The sequence below is a fragment of the Acidovorax sp. M14 genome (genome assembly GCF_049331375.1).
Lineage (GTDB): Bacteria > Pseudomonadota > Gammaproteobacteria > Burkholderiales > Burkholderiaceae_C > Acidovorax.
In genome coordinates this window covers 3,282,046-3,297,147 of sequence record NZ_CP186263.1, presented here as the reverse complement: position 1 = coordinate 3,297,147, position 15,102 = coordinate 3,282,046, and the positions used below count along the sequence as shown (strand labels likewise).

The 15,102-nt window shown below is 55.5% G+C and carries 21 protein-coding genes; 6 read left to right on the top strand and 15 right to left on the bottom strand.

Going from position 1 to position 15,102, the window contains the following annotated elements; translation table 11 throughout:
- Positions 1–27: 27 nt before the first annotated feature.
- The 8 genes from ACOYR4_RS15400 to ACOYR4_RS15365 all read right to left on the bottom strand — a co-directional run bounded on the left by ACOYR4_RS15400 (position 28) and on the right by ACOYR4_RS15365 (position 6,528).
- Positions 28–429: a phage tail terminator-like protein gene (locus ACOYR4_RS15400; RefSeq protein ID WP_422847211.1), complete on the bottom strand. Its 402-nt coding sequence runs from the start codon at positions 427–429 to the stop codon at positions 28–30.
- Entirely contained in the window at positions 426–734 is a 309-nt protein-coding gene (locus ACOYR4_RS15395; protein ID WP_422847210.1) for a hypothetical protein, read from the bottom strand. The genes ACOYR4_RS15400 and ACOYR4_RS15395 overlap by 4 nt, the downstream gene beginning before the upstream one ends.
- Entirely contained in the window at positions 734–1,261 is a 528-nt protein-coding gene (locus ACOYR4_RS15390; RefSeq protein WP_422847209.1) for a DnaT-like ssDNA-binding protein, read from the bottom strand. Before ACOYR4_RS15390 ends, ACOYR4_RS15395 begins: the two co-directional genes overlap by 1 nt.
- A gap of 79 nt (positions 1,262–1,340) precedes the next feature.
- A complete protein-coding gene (locus tag ACOYR4_RS15385) occupies positions 1,341–2,480 on the bottom strand; it encodes a P22 phage major capsid protein family protein (RefSeq protein WP_422847208.1) in 1,140 nt (379 codons plus the stop codon).
- Positions 2,481–2,513: 33 nt separating this feature from the next.
- A complete protein-coding gene (locus ACOYR4_RS15380; RefSeq protein ID WP_422847207.1) occupies positions 2,514–3,107 on the bottom strand; it encodes a hypothetical protein in 594 nt (197 codons plus the stop codon).
- Between the two features lie 63 nt (positions 3,108–3,170).
- Positions 3,171–4,661, bottom strand: coding sequence for a hypothetical protein (locus tag ACOYR4_RS15375; protein WP_422847206.1), 1,491 nt, complete (start codon positions 4,659–4,661; stop codon positions 3,171–3,173).
- A 33-nt stretch (positions 4,662–4,694) separates the two neighbouring features.
- Positions 4,695–6,053, bottom strand: a complete 1,359-nt coding sequence (locus tag ACOYR4_RS15370) for a terminase large subunit domain-containing protein (protein ID WP_422847205.1) — start codon at positions 6,051–6,053, stop codon at positions 4,695–4,697.
- Positions 6,046–6,528 carry a hypothetical protein gene (locus ACOYR4_RS15365; protein ID WP_422847204.1) on the bottom strand — a complete coding sequence of 161 codons (483 nt, stop codon included), beginning with the start codon at positions 6,526–6,528 and terminating at the stop codon, positions 6,046–6,048. Before ACOYR4_RS15365 ends, ACOYR4_RS15370 begins: the two co-directional genes overlap by 8 nt.
- A 104-nt stretch (positions 6,529–6,632) precedes the next feature.
- Between ACOYR4_RS15365 and ACOYR4_RS15360 the strand changes: the two genes are divergently transcribed.
- Positions 6,633–7,031, top strand: a complete 399-nt coding sequence (locus tag ACOYR4_RS15360) for a hypothetical protein (RefSeq protein ID WP_422847203.1) — start codon at positions 6,633–6,635, stop codon at positions 7,029–7,031.
- A 4-nt stretch (positions 7,032–7,035) separates the two neighbouring features.
- Here ACOYR4_RS15360 and ACOYR4_RS15355 read toward each other — a convergent pair whose 3' ends face one another.
- Positions 7,036–7,389: a DUF6876 family protein gene (locus ACOYR4_RS15355; RefSeq protein WP_422847202.1), complete on the bottom strand. Its 354-nt coding sequence runs from the start codon at positions 7,387–7,389 to the stop codon at positions 7,036–7,038.
- Positions 7,386–7,589: a hypothetical protein gene (locus ACOYR4_RS15350; RefSeq protein WP_422847201.1), complete on the bottom strand. Its 204-nt coding sequence runs from the start codon at positions 7,587–7,589 to the stop codon at positions 7,386–7,388. The genes ACOYR4_RS15355 and ACOYR4_RS15350 overlap by 4 nt, the downstream gene beginning before the upstream one ends.
- Positions 7,590–7,619: 30 nt before the next feature.
- On the opposite strand from ACOYR4_RS15350, the gene ACOYR4_RS15345 reads away from it, so the two are divergent.
- A complete protein-coding gene (locus tag ACOYR4_RS15345; RefSeq protein ID WP_422847200.1) occupies positions 7,620–7,991 on the top strand; it encodes a hypothetical protein in 372 nt (123 codons plus the stop codon).
- 1 nt (position 7,992) lies between these two features.
- Here the strand turns inward: ACOYR4_RS15345 and ACOYR4_RS15340 are convergent, their stop codons facing one another.
- A complete protein-coding gene (locus ACOYR4_RS15340) occupies positions 7,993–8,181 on the bottom strand; it encodes a hypothetical protein (protein ID WP_422847199.1) in 189 nt (62 codons plus the stop codon).
- An 82-nt stretch (positions 8,182–8,263) separates the two neighbouring features.
- Between ACOYR4_RS15340 and ACOYR4_RS15335 the strand changes: the two genes are divergently transcribed.
- Complete coding sequence (locus tag ACOYR4_RS15335; RefSeq protein WP_422847198.1) at positions 8,264–8,887, top strand: hypothetical protein; 624 nt, start codon at positions 8,264–8,266, stop codon at positions 8,885–8,887.
- Between the two features lie 41 nt (positions 8,888–8,928).
- Here ACOYR4_RS15335 and ACOYR4_RS15330 read toward each other — a convergent pair whose 3' ends face one another.
- Positions 8,929–9,363, bottom strand: a complete 435-nt coding sequence (locus ACOYR4_RS15330) for a hypothetical protein (RefSeq protein ID WP_422847197.1) — start codon at positions 9,361–9,363, stop codon at positions 8,929–8,931.
- A 205-nt stretch (positions 9,364–9,568) separates the two neighbouring features.
- Between ACOYR4_RS15330 and ACOYR4_RS15325 the strand changes: the two genes are divergently transcribed.
- The 3 genes from ACOYR4_RS15325 (at position 9,569) to fumC (ending at position 12,280) form a co-directional block, all read left to right on the top strand.
- Entirely contained in the window at positions 9,569–9,715 is a 147-nt protein-coding gene (locus ACOYR4_RS15325; protein ID WP_422847196.1) for a hypothetical protein, read from the top strand.
- Positions 9,708–10,061, top strand: a complete 354-nt coding sequence (locus ACOYR4_RS15320) for a hypothetical protein (RefSeq protein ID WP_422847195.1) — start codon at positions 9,708–9,710, stop codon at positions 10,059–10,061. The genes ACOYR4_RS15325 and ACOYR4_RS15320 overlap by 8 nt, the downstream gene beginning before the upstream one ends.
- A gap of 809 nt (positions 10,062–10,870) precedes the next feature.
- Positions 10,871–12,280, top strand: a complete 1,410-nt coding sequence (gene fumC, locus ACOYR4_RS15315) for a class II fumarate hydratase (RefSeq protein ID WP_422847194.1) — start codon at positions 10,871–10,873, stop codon at positions 12,278–12,280.
- 133 nt (positions 12,281–12,413) lie between these two features.
- Here fumC and ACOYR4_RS15310 read toward each other — a convergent pair whose 3' ends face one another.
- The 3 genes from ACOYR4_RS15310 to ACOYR4_RS15300 are packed head-to-tail and all read right to left on the bottom strand — an operon-like array spanning position 12,414 to position 15,085.
- Positions 12,414–13,124: a response regulator gene (locus ACOYR4_RS15310; RefSeq protein ID WP_422847193.1), complete on the bottom strand. Its 711-nt coding sequence runs from the start codon at positions 13,122–13,124 to the stop codon at positions 12,414–12,416.
- Complete coding sequence (locus ACOYR4_RS15305) at positions 13,121–14,800, bottom strand: ATP-binding protein (RefSeq protein ID WP_422847192.1); 1,680 nt, start codon at positions 14,798–14,800, stop codon at positions 13,121–13,123. Before ACOYR4_RS15305 ends, ACOYR4_RS15310 begins: the two co-directional genes overlap by 4 nt.
- Before the next feature lie 6 nt (positions 14,801–14,806).
- A complete protein-coding gene (locus ACOYR4_RS15300) occupies positions 14,807–15,085 on the bottom strand; it encodes a hypothetical protein (protein ID WP_422847191.1) in 279 nt (92 codons plus the stop codon).
- Between the last annotated feature and the right edge of the window lie 17 nt (positions 15,086–15,102).

Below are 15,102 nucleotides of genomic sequence, written 5' to 3'. Positions count from 1 at the left end.
TGTTTTACTTATCACATGGCTGCGTGATTAACGCTCTGGCATCTGCCAGCGCACGAAAATAGGAGTTAGGTACTGGGCGCCGTCCTCCCTGCCGTTTTCCACCCATGCGTTGAGCACTGATAGGAAATTTGTACCAACGGCAATTTGCGATCCATCGCCGCGTTCTGGAAAGGCGTTTCTAATAGCTTGCGAAAGTTGATCCGCTTCCCCCGTGCCTTTCGTTGTAAAAAGATCGATTCGCAGAAGACCTTTCTGCATCAAATAGCCGTTAACACCTTTTGTTCTGCCCGTACTTTCCGCACGCAGCAGAGTAGGGCGAACCCACGATTCATTTGCTTTGGGCTGGATCATTGCTTCATTGGTCTTCTGAATACGCGAGATTCCATCAACTGTCTGAAGTCGATCAACAAGTGCTTGATAGATGCTCATACGTCAAATACCACCTTGTAGATTAAGACTCGTCCGGTGGGGCGTACTGTTTCTACCAGCCCGATACGGAAAGTATTTTTCTCGTCTGCTACGAATAAACCAATTTCTGGTTTAACCTTTGAGCTGCCGGACATGAACATCACTTTTGTAACGCTTATTGTTCCGTTCAGGTCTCTTTTCACTTCCTCATCAATTACCCCTATAACCGACCCTGCTGAGCTACCATCCGCTCTCTCCAGTTTGAACTTGACACCGTACTTCTCAATGAGGCGTTTTATTTTTTCTGACAGTAGATCAATGTTCATTACAGACCCAACCTAAATGAAGCATTTGTTTTGCCATTCAACATCGGGGCTATTAGCAGATCGATTTTCCGAAAGCCGGGGTAGCTTTCGCTTGATACCGCTGTTGAATAGGAAATGGTCTCGCTGATAGGACCGACTGTCACACTTTCAGAACTGATGTTTTGTGCGGTATTCGCTATTGGGAATAGATCAATGTCTTGTGAGTGCATGAGTGCGAGTTCGCACTGTGTATGCTTTACGCAGTCTGGTATCTGTCCTGATTTCACATAACGACCATGAGCGTCATAGAATTGATGGCGGGGAAATAGAGTCTTATTCTGCACATGCGTGTACGGCTTGCTTCTAAAGTTGGGGCCGTACAAAGCCACCAAACTTTCCAGAGCAATAATCAGGTTGCGAGTTAATTCCTCGTCAGAACCTGTCCAGTCACTACCGCGCAGCTCGTGATACTCCTTGGCTTCATCAAGTGAAACGTAGCTGTTTGCGTTTGGAACGCCTGTTCCATTTTCTACAATTAGTGTTGGCATTTGAGCCCTCTCAATTTGCTGTATTTATGCCGCAAATGAAAAGGGAGCCCAAAGGCTCCCTTTCTTTACGCTTGGACTATTAACCCAGCAAAGTTGCGATGAACTCAGGCTTGATAACCTTCATACCCCACACCAGACCGATTTCGATCTTGGTTTGCTTGTACATTTTGTACACGCAGACTTGGAAAGTCAGACCGGATACTGGATCAGTTACCAAAGTAACGTCGTCGGCACTGTCACCGCCGATTGGCATAGATGGAACTCGCGTAGCCAATACGATTGCGTTCTTGTGAAACGCGACGTTAGCTGTGTAGCTGTTTCCCAGCGTCATGACTGCGTTGTTTGCCACGGCTGACTGCAGACCTGGGGCGTTCAGAGCCAGGGTACCGGGGGCAGTGACACCAGTGCCAACCACATACTTGTTGGAGTCACCGTCAAACGTCACGACGTTACCGGCCAGCACAGTGCCTGTACCAGTCTTGAGGGTCACGCCAGTAGCACCCGCAGCGAACGCACCGTTTGCAACGTAAGAGGCACCCGTGCCCTTCGTGTTGGAAGCTGCGAAGCGGGAAGTGTGCAGGTTCAGACCTTGAAGGCGACCGATCACGCCGTTGCGCAGGAGGTCTTCAGTGCCAGCCTCGTCGACCTTGAACAACACGCTCTGTTTGCCGCGCATGTTTGCCATTGCGGAGCTGGACATAACCAGGGCGCGGTCACCAGTAGGGGCACCGTTGTCGTCCAGGATCTGGTTCACGTATGCAGCATCAGACAGGTCACCGGCAACACCGAATGGGGCGGTACCAGCAGTACCCACGGCGCGGGAAGCACCGAGCAAAGCTGTCAAAGCCAGGTCACGTTCCACTTCGTTGGACAGTGTGCGGAACGCTTGAGCAAACTGATCGCGCATGATGGTGTTGATCGAGCCGCTAACAGACAATTGCTCTTCACCAGTCCAGATGAGTGGCACAGCGCGAGCCTTTGTTAGAGCGACCTTCACAGTGCCAACTTCGATTGAACCAGTTGGTTGAGCGTGAACGCCAGGAGTGATGTCTTCTGCTGTGTTCGCAGGAACGACAGGTGAAACGACTTCTTGTCCGATAGCACCAGCGGATGCGGTGGCATCACGTTGAACGGAAGGAATGAAACCTTGCTGTTCGCGGGCAACCACATCGAGGGCTGCATAAAGATCAGGGATAAGACCCGTGAGAATGTTGGCCATTGTCTGGCTCTCCTTATTATTTGTTTATTAAACTCAGTCGATGAGTTTGAATCCTTTCCTCATTCGATCTGCTTTCTCAAGCGGATTTAGCTTGTCAAAGTCAGAACGTTTGATTTCATTAGCATTTGTGGCAGAGCCATCTGCAGGTTGACGAGGTTCAGTTTTCGCTACCTTGCTTTCGTACATGAATGCACATTCGCTCTTGTGCTTGGCAACTGCAGCAGTAATACTTCGCTCATCAACACCACTATCCAAGTCCCACTCGATCAGGTTTTGATCGACCAGTTTTACTGCGGCTTCGAGAGCTTCTGGACGTATACCGGATTTAGTTAGTCTTGCGACCAACGCACTTCCAATTGCGTTACCTTTCGCATGCGAGAGGAGTTTGTTGTTCCTTTCGTTCTCTTGTTGCCACAATGACTTGTAGTCTTCATCCACGGAGGTTTTTGTTTTCGCTTTAAGCTCGTCGCGCTCTCGCTCAACGGTCTTTCTAATGTTGCGATGTTTTGCAGCATCTGCTTCGGCTTTCGCCAAACGCGATTTCAATTCCTCAACGCTATCTTCTTGCTGAACTCCTTCAGCGATTGCATCGACATCCTGTTCTACGGGGTCTGTCTTATCTGTCATTCTTTGGTCTCCGCCAAATTTGCTTTGCGGGTTAATTCCCGCAGTGTGTTATTTATTAAATGTTCACCTTGTGTTTCTGGGATCAGGTTGATTGCCACCGATTTGATCAGGTGGAGTTTCGATCCCCGGAGATTGCAGTTCGGGCGTTTGATCTGTCTCGGCTTCTGCTTCGGCCATCATCTTGCGTATGGCTATGTCTCTCTTGAGCTTGGCGATAGCTTCTTCTTCCGTCAAACCATCAGCTATGTAAATGTCCACCGGCGTTGCGGTTTTGTTCTGCAGACGGTATTGATAAACTTGCTCTTGTTCCAGTCGATTTACTGGCAAACTGGGTGCCCCGAACTCAACGTGCAAGGTACCCTCTTGTAGTTCTGGATACATTTGTTGGGTAATGTCGTAGAAGCGGCGAAATCCGGATTCAAAGCTCTGTGCGCGTTTTTCTCGCAAAGCCAGATTGCCCATTTCGTTGGTGATGACCTGATAGCCGCTGTTGGCGCTTTGGTCTTCCTTGAAATTAACGTTCCAATCGCTGGCAATGTCTCTGACCTGGGACGCCATGATTTCGTAGAGCGCTCGCAACTCAGTGTCGGGCCCGTCGAACTTGACGAGTGGTGTTGATCCGGTCATACCTTTTTCCAAGGTCACGATAGAACCAAGACCGCCAATGGTCTTCTTGGTCTTTGGTGTTGGCGTGCTCCAGTTCTCGTCGTTAGCGCGGTATGCGGTGCCATCGTCCGAATCCACAATTGGGCTGTCCACGAACAAGCTCTTCTGCATCTGGTGAGCCCTGGCGTAGTCCAAGTCGCAGTTGAAGAGATTCAAGTTGTCTTGGAAGCTCACAATGTCTTCGGGCGTCCTGAACCAGAAGCTGTTGCGTGGAATACGAACGTCATAGAACGGACTCGCGGGGACCAATCCTTCGGGATTTGGAAGAGAGGACAGGCGTATCTCTTCATCGCCTTTGACTTCCCATTCCTCAATCACATCCGCATTGATGTAGCGGTAGGTCCAGCTTTCGACTTGAGAGTAGGGCGTCAGGTAATAGGCCAACTCGGTGATGTTTCTGCCGGTGATGTCGGTTCTGGTGACGCATTGCCCCTGGTGCAGCATCGTCAGCAGCAATGCATCACCTTTCCTGTAGTCGAAGCGGTAAACGCCATCTACAGTGCTTCGTTCCTGTGGGATGTATTTCTGTTGGAGAACTACGATCGTCTTCAACAGGCGGGTATAGACATCCACGTTCTGGAAGAATTCAAGCCATCCAGCGCGCCCCATAATTTGATTAAAGGTCGCGTCTTCGATGCCTCGGCTTTGTCCGTAGGGAATGACAGTTAGTTTGGGTGGCTTGTTGAAAAGTAGACCGCTCTGGTCAACGATGCTCTTGATGATGTTCCGGCTCGTCACATTGAAACCGCGCTCTCTCCAGTTCTCGCGCTTGGCATCAAGCAGGGCGGTAACGTAGCGTTCCTGGTCGTCTTCGTAGTAGTCGATCAGCTTCTGTGTTTCAATAGCTTCACCGCTGTTGAAATCGGCATGTGTAATGCTCTTATTCATTGTTTGACCTCATTGGGTTCGTATTTATGGGTATTACCTGATCTGTCCACCTAGTTTTGGAACGGGGTATTTGTGGAACACGAAATAACCAAAAGCATCCAAACAATGGTCCAAACCTGAGTCTTTGTCCGGCTTGCCGTTTTTGAAGCCTTGTTGCAGCAACCCCTTTGCCAGAACTGGGCACTCTTCCATGTTGACGAAAGCACGACGATGTGGGACGTATTGGTTCGGCCCAACCATCTTTTGGGTCATGAACAGTGCATTTACTGCAGGGACTCGTTCGTTCATAATCCCAGGGTTATTACCGTTCATGATGCAAGTGGTGTTGAATGCCTCCTGGAGCTGAGTCAAACTACTGAGCGCACCTTCTTGCGAACCCTTTCGTGCGTTAACGTCTGGATAGATTCGAATCCCACCTTCGCGCATCGTCCAATGCCCGTATTTGGTTTGAAGTTCTTTAATCAGGCTTGGCGTGTCGTCGGCTTTGACTTCCTTGACAACATAAACCAAATCGTTCTGGATTACGCTGATAACCGCGTTGGTGTTGCCCAAGTTAAAGTCAATCCCGATGTGAAGAATCGCATTTGGAAAATCCGGAAGCGTTTTTGTCGTGACGTTGTATTTTTCGTCAAAGCATCGGTAAACACGGTTGCCCGAGTGCATCACCCAATAGCCATTCAGAACCGCTTCCGCTTCATCGGGTGGAAGAGTTTCCCTGAGTGATTGAATGTATGACTTGGGTACGAACGGGTTATCAGCCGTCCTTGAGTGGTAGCATTTTCGATCAGTGCGAACCATTCCCTTGTTGGGGCCTTCCAGATACTTGGCGTTTTCAGCAAAAAACCAATGGCTAAATTGCTTGCCTTCTGGAGTGGTCGTCACGCATCCCTGTGTGCACTTGCCGATGGTACGAATACGCTTGGTTGCCTCCTTGAACGCATCCATGGCAATCTGCTTGCTGGAACACATGTCGATCTCGTCGATAATGAACCAAGCCAAGTTCTTACCGGCTAGTCGTTTGTGGTTCTCAGCACCACACAGATAGATGATCGTGTCACCTTGGGGAAAGTGAATAATCAAACTCTCAGGGTTCGACTTCACATAGGTGTATTGCCCACGGCCAGATTTCTTGGTGCGCTCTTTCCAGCCCAATTGCTCCTGGAACACCTTCTCGATCGTTGGCAACAAAGTGCCACGAATCATGTTCTGTGTGGGCTCCATCAATGCCCCGTGCAAGCCCGGATTTAGGAACGCTAGCTTTACCGCTTTATGAACTGCTGCCAGTGACTTACCCGAACCTGGACCACCAATTAGTCCCACGTAGCGGTGAGTGGTGTCGTTAATGAAATCGGTTTGGTGGGGGAGTAAGTCGTCGTAGGTAAACTTACTCATCTTCTGCGTTCTCCGCAGAGCCCATTTCAGCGCTCATGGCTTCCATGGCTTCGACTTGCGCGGCAATCTCAGCTTTGCGCTCATCGCTCATGCTCCCGTATTCGGGTTCAATCAGCTCGAATCCCGCCAATGATTCGACTGCCTTTGCCAAGCGCTCCTCACGTTCTTCGCGTTCACGCTCGTTCGCTTCCTTTTGGTTTTCTCGCAGAATCTTTGCCTGCAGAGATAATTCCTTGCTCTCGATTGCTTCACTGAGAACACGATCTAAACCGTCTCTTTGCTCTTCGTCGTAATCGGCGTAGGCTTGCTCAATAGCCAGTTCTATGTCCGGCCTAGTTTCAACTACTGCATTGAATTGGCGCACCGACATACCGCAACGTGCAGCCAATTGCTTTTTGCGCATTCCCTTTCGGGCAGAGCGGATTACTTGCGCCCAGTTCTGAAATAGCTTTCTATCCTCGTTTTTATCTTCCATCTCTAGCCTCATCTGCGATGTGTTTGTTATTTACACAAGAGATAAGGCGCAATTCACTTGGTCGTCATTCCAGTAAATAAGGTGAATTTGCAAATGAGGTGATGATGAGCGTAGATACCCAAATCCACGAATTGACCGTTCGTGTTTCCGTTTTGGAACAGAAAAATTCGAAATTGGAGGACCTTATGGACGCTCTAAAGAAAGAGTTCGATCACTCACGTGACGAACACATGCGAACACACGATAAGTTTCAGGTTCGCTTGGCGGTAATTGAAGGCGTGGTTGAGGACTTGAAGCTCAACACGGCATTGACGAAGCAATCGCTAGCGACGCTTGAAGAATTGAAGGAGCAGATTGGAGAAAGCTCCAAAGCTCTAGGGGAAATCCAGAACACACTAACTAGGCAACAGGGCTTTATTACCGGAGTAGTGGTTCTGGTAGGGGCCGCCTGGGCTCTGTTGGAAAAGTTTGGCGGCCCCTTGTTGAAACTGCTTGGGTTCTAAGCGGTCAGTACTCCCGCGCCAACATGAGTACCTCCCCAATCCAGTAGAAGTTGTACACACCCTCTGGACAATCCGTGTAGTGGATCCTTCTTTCGTAAACGTTTGGCCCGTCATTTCCGTTGTTTACGGTGACCTTTGCTGCCCCGTTCTGAACCTCCAGCTTGATGCTGGCAAACTCCTTCGCTTGAATCCTGATCTTGGGCTCCGTGGCTATCAGGTCTAAGAACCAGTACGCGCCTTGGCCCGCATTCCTCAGAAAGAACTTGAATCCATCCGTGTACATAACAAAGCGGTACATGGGGTGCCGGTGATAGTCCACAGTACCCGTGAACTGTTGCAGATCATCTAGCAGGCTCATAACTTGATCCCAAAATCAAAAGCGAACCACTTGGCTTGGTCTTCATCGGCAAAGACTCGCGTGTAGGTTTCCTGACCATCACGCTGTTCAAAGTCATCGGTTGTGATTGCGTGGTTGGCAATACACCATTGGGTATGACGGGCATACATGTTTGTTGGGCAAGTTACTTCCCGCTTGACAGGTTGGGTTTCTTGATTCATAGTGGTTACATCTTTGTTGAAAGGGACTACATGACTGACTTCGTATCCAAGTTCAAGAATCTGGCTGCATTCCAAGCCGCTGACGCAGAACACGAAAAGGAACGCGCCTACTGGACTGCGCAAGCCGAGAACGAAAAGAAGTTGTTGGATTTCTTGGCAAAAAGCGGCCTATCTCTGGAACAACTTGGATACGCCAAGCTCTCCGCAAGTGCTTCACCTCGTAAGAACGCTAAGCCAGCGACTCAGCGCAAAAAGGGAGAACCCGCACAACACTACGAGTGGACTGATGCAGATGGCAAAAAGCACATCTACAAGGGCAGCCGCCCCAGCGAAGCACTCAAAGCCTCTAAGTTCTACGTAAATGGCGCAGTTAACACCGAGGGCATGACGCCCATTAACTGATTCAGCGGACGATTGCGGCAACATTTGCGCTTTCGTCCCACCACGCAACTGGCTGGCCTTCCTTGCGCATTACATAGATCGGCCATTGCGCGGAGCAAACATGATCGAATTCAACAATCTCCGCCAAATCTTCGGGATCAATACCAAAGTGTGTTGGGGCTGCGTTCTGGATGAATTGCGTGTTTGTCATTTTGGTTACCTCGTCTGGTAACCAATTGGAATGTCTAGGTGATGGATCATCAAGACAAGGTTGAAAGAACTAGAAACCCACCATGTCTTTGTTTCAAGGCTTGACCCCATTACAGATTCATTACCGAAGACCAGAACCCGGAATCCATTTGGTTTTTGTTTTGCAGGAAGGTAGCCCGTTCTGGCATCCCGCAAAAAGCCCCATCGTTAGCTTGGCAATCTTGCAATTGCTAGTGCTCAAACGCTTTGGCGCAGAGTTCGCGGAAGGTAAGTTTTTCTTCCTGCACCTGATCGAATACAAAGACGGAAACCCAGGTGTCTGTTTGGATGCGCAACTGGAACTTGATTGGGAAGCCGACCAGATCAAGGACAAATCTGGTGAGTTCTTGATGCAGGGTTTTGTGATTGCAAGCAGGAACAAAGACTTGATCCTGAGCATCATTGATTGGGTTAAGAAGCACGGTATGCCGTACACCGATACCGTGACGGTTCACCCGCGTATGAGGCTACAGATACCCAAAAGCAGGGTTCATTTCCCAGGTGCGAGGCCACCAACTCGCACATGGCAGGAAAACAAGCTAAGAGCCCGTGAACGCGAGTTAGATGAAGCGTTCCGAGCAGGCAAACGACTGGCCGTTTTGGGTGAAGAAAAATACGCCGAAGAACAGGCGTGGGTTGCTGAAACTACAGACCAAAGTCCTAAATGAAAAAAAACCCGGCGAAAGCCGGGTTTTTTGTTTGTGCGAACTTACTTGGCATCTGGGGTAGCTGCCTCTTTCTTTGCGCGAGGCTTGCGAAGCGTGGATGCCAAAACTTCATCCATTTCCCCAGCTTTTGTGCCCTCGATCACAGTATCCAGAAACTTCACTGCCGAGGCAGCATCACTAACGGCAAAGTAGGTTGTGCCATTGATCGCCAAGGCCGTGTTGCCATTGCGCAGGGTCAGCACGTAGCTGTCATCAGGCAGCTTTTGGAACCAACGGCTTTTTGGAGCAGCGGACCGGATCAGCTTTTGTTGCTCAGCCACGCTAGCTTGGAAGCGTGTGCGCAGTGCCAGTTTGGGGTCTTGCTGCGCTTGTGCGCTGGACAGCTTGGTTACTGGCTTTGCGATTGCAGTCAGTACCTCGAAAAAGCTGGGAGTCTGTGCGGGAGTTGCTGTCTGGGTGTTCTTTGCTGTTGCCATGATTTGCTTTCAAGTGTTGCACGGCGTTGTTACCGTGCTATCAATTGGATAGCAACCATGTTCAATCATCAAGACTTGGTTAAAGACTTTCGCGGCGATAGGTCTCTGTTTCAATTGGTTACAAATTCAATTTCGACAGGCCGCCGTGAAGTCGTCAAAGTTCACCCCAGGCAGCGAGGTGCTGCCATAACAACAAGGGAGAACAATGAAAGACGTTTACGACTGCTTAGAAGTCGCTTTGGACCGACTGGTGTTTGACGCCGTGATGAACCTAAAGGGGCAGGAACTGGAGCAATTCCTAGATGGAGTGTGGGCAAGCTACTTCAACCTGCAGGAGGCTCGCAATGCGTAAAACAGCAAAAGTTTTTCTGTCGCTTGTAGGGTTTACCGACGCAGAAGCTGTTCAAGCTAGGTTTGCACTTAGTGACGTCATACCCTTTGAGGCCGTACACCACAAAGAACAAGTCACCCTGTTGATCTTCCCAACGACTGATTCGTGGGATGGGAGGGGCTATACAGGAGATGCGAAGAACCAGATTGATGTGGTTCTAAGCTATTTTGAGGGCCTGGACCCAAGTAAGCCCAACAGGGCCTTTAATGCAATAGTGCTCGGTGCAAATGGGGAATCCAGGCAATGGATGAGAGGGCGTTTTGAAAACCCCTTCAACGTTCGGATAGGGGTGTTGTTCGACAAGTAAATTGATGTGCGGGAACAGTTCCCGCACAATGGTGAAAAGGAGATTGGTAATGAAACCAACAGAAATGAAATACAGCCTAGTGGCTACCGAGGACAATTGCCCCGCTTTGTATGCCTACGGAAACCAGAAACGCAACGCAATCCGCAGGGGTAAGGCGTTTGAACTAACGTTTGCGGAATGGCTTTACATCTGGTTAGTAAGCGGCCATTGGGATGAACGCGGAAAGCAAGGCCACGAATACTGCATGTCCAGACGCGGGGATGTGGGCAGTTACAAGGTGGGGAACGTGTTCATCCAGACGAACAGGGAGAACTTAGTTCAGGGGAATACGGGAAGCAAACCCACTTACGCCAGAAAGCCGTGCCCTAAGTGCGGTCGCAGTTACTTTGGTAACGGCATGGGGTCACATTTGCGTTCCTGTAGTGGCCCCACAACACCCTGACCGCTGGGGCGTTGTAGAAATCTTGCAATCACTCCCTAGGGATCGTGGCTGATCGAAAAAATCGTTTAGCCACGGTAACTTACATGTTCACGGAGGTGGGGTGGTAGTAGCTGATGTACTGCAGCGCGCCGGCAATGGATTCGATCAGGTCTTCTTGGCGAATGGTCGTCGTGGTCATGGCGGTGGGGGTTTGAGGGAAAACGCGAACCCCGAATTATCCCCCGCCGGGCTTGCGTGGTCCTGTCAGGGGCCATGGCGGGTGGTGGCGGGTGCTAGCGGGTGCTGGCGCGCCGTGGCCTGGGGTGGGTATGCTGCGGTCTGATGTTTCGTTCTACCCCATTCGCTCGCTGAGCGGCAAGGCCCACCCGTGAAGACCTCCACCCCCGCCCCGACCGCAGTCCGCACCGAAAAAGACACTTTCGGCCCCATCGATGTCCCGGCCGACCGGCTGTGGGGCGCGCAGACGCAGCGCTCGCTGCACCACTTTGCGATCTCGGGCGAGCGCATGGCGCCCGAACTGATCCGCGCGCTGGCGCAGGTCAAGCGGGCCAGTGCCTACGTCAATCATGCGCTGGGCCTGCTCGATGCAGCCAAGACCACGGCCATCGTGGCGGCGGCGGACGAGGTGATTGGCGGCGGCCATCTGCAGGAGTTTCCGCTGGTGGTGTGGCAGACCGGCTCGGGCACGCAGACCAACATGAACATGAACGAGGTGCTGGCCAACCGCGCGAGCGAGCTGCTGGGTGGCCCGCGTGGCGAGGCGCGGCTGGTTCACCCCAATGACGAGGTGAACAAGAGCCAGTCAAGCAACGACGTGTTCCCCACCGCCATGCACCTGGCGGCGGTGGACGCGCTGATGCACCGACTGCTGCCCGCGCTGCACGGCCTGCGCACCACGCTGGGGGCGAAGGCCAAGGCGTTTGATGGCATCGTGAAGATTGGCCGCACACACCTGCAGGACGCAACCCCGCTCACGCTGGGCCAGGAGATCTCGGGCTGGGTGGCGCAGCTGCAGCATGGCGAACAGCATGTGCGCGCCGCGCTGCCGCACCTGTGCGAGCTGGCCCTGGGTGGCACGGCCGTGGGCACGGGGCTCAATGCGCCTTCAGGCTACGCGCAGGCCGTGGCCAAGGAGCTGGCCGACCTGACGGGCCTGCCGCTGGTTACCGCCCCTAACAAGTTCGAGGCCCTGGCCAGCTGCGATGCGCTGGTGCATGCCCATGGCGCGCTCAAGACCCTGGCGGCCAGCCTGATGAAGATTGCCAACGATGTGCGCTGGCTGGCCAGCGGCCCGCGCAGCGGGCTGGGCGAGATCACCATCCCCGAGAACGAGCCGGGCTCGTCCATCATGCCCGGCAAGGTCAACCCCACGCAGTGCGAGGCGCTGACCATGCTGTGCGCGCAGGTGCTGGGCAATGACGTGGCCATCAATATCGGCGGGGCCTCTGGCAACTTCGAGCTGAATGTGTTCCGCCCGATGGTGATTCACAACTTCTTGCAGAGCGTGCGCCTGCTGGCCGATGGCATGGCCAGCTTCAACGAGCACTGCGCCGTGGGCATCGAGCCCAACCAGGCGCGCATCAACGATCTGGTGGAGCAGTCGCTGATGCTGGTGACGGCGCTGAACCCGCACATCGGCTACGACAAGGCGGCTTTCATTGCGAAGAAGGCGCACAAGGAGGGAACCAGCCTGCGTGCCGCCGCCATCGCGTCGGGCCATGTGACGGGCGAGCAGTTTGACCAGTGGGTGGTGCCGGGGCAGATGGTGGGGTGTTGAGCCTGTGGGACTGTTTGGAGGGGTTACCGTGGCGTTTTTGAGCCAAATGCGCTGGTAGCGATAGTGTTAATTGCCTTGGTAGCTATTAAATTGATAGTGACTGGCCCGGGGGGTGTCGCTGGCAGCCTGCCCGTCAGCCCGCTGGCGGGCCTTCGTGGTTTGGGTCCAGTGCAAAACCTACGCCATACACCGACCGGATCCAGTCGCTGCCGTCTGTGCTGGCGGCCTTGAGCTTCTTGCGCAGGTTTTTGATGTGGCTGTCGATGGCGCGCTCGTTCACGTCCAGCGTGTCGTCATAGGCCTGGTCCAGCAACTGGGCGCGCGAGAAGATGCGTCCGGTCTGCCGCGCCAGCACCTGCAGCAGCTTGAACTCGCGGCGGGTCAGTCCCAGCGGCCTGCCGTGCAATGTGGCTTGCCAGTGCGATTCGTCCAGCATCAAGGCGGCGGTGGTTGTGTGGTGGGCTGGCGGCTCTTGTGCGGCAGCGGTGCGGCGCAGCACGGCCTTGACGCGGGCCACCACCTCGCGCGGTGAAAACGGTTTGCAGATGTAGTCGTCGGCGCCCAGCTCCAGACCGATGAGGCGGTCCACCTCTTCCACGCGGGCCGTAAGCATGATGATGGGGTGCTGCGTGTGGCGCCGCGCCTGGCGCAATATCTCCAGGCCGTCCATGCCGGGCAGCATGATGTCCAGCAGCGTGAGGTCGGGCGGTGTGGTGATAAGGCTGGCGAGGGCTGCGCGGCCTTCGGCCTGGTGCTCCACCGTGTAGCCCGCGTGGCGCAGGTAGTCCACCACGATGGCGGCGATGTCGGGTTCGTCTTCGACGACAAGGATGCGAGGGCTCATGAAGGGTTGTCCAGCAAGGGCAGCTGCAGCGTGATGCGCAGTCCGCCGAGGGGGGAGGGTTCGGCCGTCAGCGTGCCGCCGTGGGCGAGCACGATGGCGCGGCAGATCGCCAGGCCCAGGCCTGATCCGCCGTGGTCGCGGTTGCGCGAGGTTTCTGCGCGGTACAGGCGGTCAAAGATGCGGGGCAGCTCGTGTGCCGGCACGCCGGGCGCGCTGTCGTCCAGTTGCACCTGCAGCTGGGGGGCTCCATCGGCCGGTGGCAGCAGGCGTGCCGCAATGCGCAGCAGGCCGCCCGCGTCGGTGTAGCGCAGGCTGTTTTCCAGCAGATTCAAAAACACCTGGTGCAGTTGCTGTGCGTCGCCTCGCACCAGGGGCGCGGGCTGGGTAGCGCCCTGTGCGGCCAGGGCGTCCAGCCCGGTCGTGTCCACATCGATGCCCGCCTGTGCCAGTCGCGGGCGCATGGACGCCAGCGCCTCGGCCAGCAGCGACAGCGGGTGCACGGGCACCTGGGCCGAGGGCGCGCTGGTGCCCGCTGCATCCAGGCTGGCGCGCAGGTCGCCCACCAGCTGGATCAGGCGCATCACCTGCCGGTGCAGGCGCAGCGCGGTCTTGTCGTCAAAGGGGCGGATGCCGTCCTGCACAGCCTCGATCTCGGCGCGCATGGCGGCCAGTGGTGTGCGCAGCTCGTGGGCCACGTCGCCCAGCCACTGGCGGCGGCTGGCCTCGATGCTGCCCAGCTGTTCGGCCATGGTGTTAAAGGTGCGGGCCAGCTGGGCCAGCTCGTCGTTGCCGTGCACGGGCACGCGGGTGTGCAGGTGACCTTGCGCGATGCCGCGCGCGCCGGTGGCCAGGGCCTCGACCGGGGCCAGCCAGCGACGCGCCAGCCATCCTGACAACAGCAATGCCAGTGCCAGCCCGGCCAGGCCGGTCCACGCCACAAAGCCCAGGTGCTGGGCCAGAAAGGCCTGGTCGGCCTCGCTGCGCACGCCCTGGGGCGGTGCCAGCACCAGGTGGCCGATGACCTGGCCGCTGGCGCCGCGCAGTGCCAGACGGGCGCCCCCGGGCTGGGGCGCAGTGCCTGCGACCAGCTGATCTTGCGCGTCCAGCAGGCCCAGGCGGGGGTAGATGTCATCCGGGTGGCGCTGGGGCGGGGCAGCGCCCCGGTCCCTGGGGCGCAGGTCGTCGTTGGGCGGGCGCGGGGGCGGGCCATTGCCCGGGTCGGTGCTGCGGCCACCTTGGCTGTCGTTGGCCGCAGGGGCACTGGCCGCGTTGGCAGACTGCGTCAAGAGGTCGGATTGCGCGGAGGGGGGAGGGGACGCAGACGGCGCGGCAAAGGGATTGCTGTGGTCCGGTGGCGGGTCGCTGGGCGGGCGGGAGCCGCCGGGCCCGCGCGGGCCGCCGCTCGGGTGGGTGAGCCGTCCCCACAGGTAGGGCTGCCCGCGCAGGCTGTCCCAGCCGCCCGTCTGGGTGTGGTGGGCTTGCAGGCGTTCGGCCAGCCAGTCCATGCGGGCCAGCTCGATCTCGGCGACATACGGCCCCAGGCCCCGCTGCAGCCCCAGGCGTGAGAACCCCACAAAGATCAGCAGCAGCGCCAGCAGCAGCGCGGCCAGGGCGATGAAGGCTTTGCGGTGCAGCGTCAGGTGGGGCACGGGGACGAGGGAGCGCAGGGGCGGCATGGTGGGTCAGCGGGCGGGGGGCGGGCCACCCGCGCCGGGGCCACCGGGCCCGCCAGCGGGCATGGCCACCAGGGTGCCGTCCATTGTGCGGCAAGTGCCGGTCAGGGTTTTGCCATCAGGCATGGTGAGCGTGACGGAGGCGCCTTCGGTCTTGCCCTTGCAGGCGGCATAGGCCTCAGGGGGCGGCGCGGGCGGTGTGCCGCGGGCGGGCTGGGCGTGGCTGGGGGTTGCGGCGGCCAGGGAGATCAGGGCCAGGCTGGCGAGAAGGGTGTGCATCTGGTGCATGGTGTGCCTTTGAAAAG

What these genes read in the sequence shown, in the direction of transcription:
- ACOYR4_RS15400 (WP_422847211.1), bottom strand. Translation starts at nt 429, where the DNA reads ATGAGCATCTATCAAGCACTTGTTGATCGACTTCAGACAGTTGATGGA.
- ACOYR4_RS15395 (WP_422847210.1), bottom strand. Translation starts at nt 734, where the DNA reads ATGAACATTGATCTACTGTCAGAAAAAATAAAACGCCTCATTGAGAAG.
- ACOYR4_RS15390 (WP_422847209.1), bottom strand. Translation starts at nt 1,261, where the DNA reads ATGCCAACACTAATTGTAGAAAATGGAACAGGCGTTCCAAACGCAAAC.
- ACOYR4_RS15385 (WP_422847208.1), bottom strand. Translation starts at nt 2,480, where the DNA reads ATGGCCAACATTCTCACGGGTCTTATCCCTGATCTTTATGCAGCCCTC.
- ACOYR4_RS15380 (WP_422847207.1), bottom strand. Translation starts at nt 3,107, where the DNA reads ATGACAGATAAGACAGACCCCGTAGAACAGGATGTCGATGCAATCGCT.
- ACOYR4_RS15375 (WP_422847206.1), bottom strand. Translation starts at nt 4,661, where the DNA reads ATGAATAAGAGCATTACACATGCCGATTTCAACAGCGGTGAAGCTATT.
- ACOYR4_RS15370 (WP_422847205.1), bottom strand. Translation starts at nt 6,053, where the DNA reads ATGAGTAAGTTTACCTACGACGACTTACTCCCCCACCAAACCGATTTC.
- ACOYR4_RS15365 (WP_422847204.1), bottom strand. Translation starts at nt 6,528, where the DNA reads ATGGAAGATAAAAACGAGGATAGAAAGCTATTTCAGAACTGGGCGCAA.
- ACOYR4_RS15360 (WP_422847203.1), top strand. Translation starts at nt 6,633, where the DNA reads ATGAGCGTAGATACCCAAATCCACGAATTGACCGTTCGTGTTTCCGTT.
- ACOYR4_RS15355 (WP_422847202.1), bottom strand. Translation starts at nt 7,389, where the DNA reads ATGAGCCTGCTAGATGATCTGCAACAGTTCACGGGTACTGTGGACTAT.
- ACOYR4_RS15350 (WP_422847201.1), bottom strand. Translation starts at nt 7,589, where the DNA reads ATGAATCAAGAAACCCAACCTGTCAAGCGGGAAGTAACTTGCCCAACA.
- ACOYR4_RS15345 (WP_422847200.1), top strand. Translation starts at nt 7,620, where the DNA reads ATGACTGACTTCGTATCCAAGTTCAAGAATCTGGCTGCATTCCAAGCC.
- ACOYR4_RS15340 (WP_422847199.1), bottom strand. Translation starts at nt 8,181, where the DNA reads ATGACAAACACGCAATTCATCCAGAACGCAGCCCCAACACACTTTGGT.
- ACOYR4_RS15335 (WP_422847198.1), top strand. Translation starts at nt 8,264, where the DNA reads ATGTCTTTGTTTCAAGGCTTGACCCCATTACAGATTCATTACCGAAGA.
- ACOYR4_RS15330 (WP_422847197.1), bottom strand. Translation starts at nt 9,363, where the DNA reads ATGGCAACAGCAAAGAACACCCAGACAGCAACTCCCGCACAGACTCCC.
- ACOYR4_RS15325 (WP_422847196.1), top strand. Translation starts at nt 9,569, where the DNA reads ATGAAAGACGTTTACGACTGCTTAGAAGTCGCTTTGGACCGACTGGTG.
- ACOYR4_RS15320 (WP_422847195.1), top strand. Translation starts at nt 9,708, where the DNA reads ATGCGTAAAACAGCAAAAGTTTTTCTGTCGCTTGTAGGGTTTACCGAC.
- ACOYR4_RS15310 (WP_422847193.1), bottom strand. Translation starts at nt 13,124, where the DNA reads ATGAGCCCTCGCATCCTTGTCGTCGAAGACGAACCCGACATCGCCGCC.
- ACOYR4_RS15305 (WP_422847192.1), bottom strand. Translation starts at nt 14,800, where the DNA reads ATGCCGCCCCTGCGCTCCCTCGTCCCCGTGCCCCACCTGACGCTGCAC.
- ACOYR4_RS15300 (WP_422847191.1), bottom strand. Translation starts at nt 15,085, where the DNA reads ATGCACCAGATGCACACCCTTCTCGCCAGCCTGGCCCTGATCTCCCTG.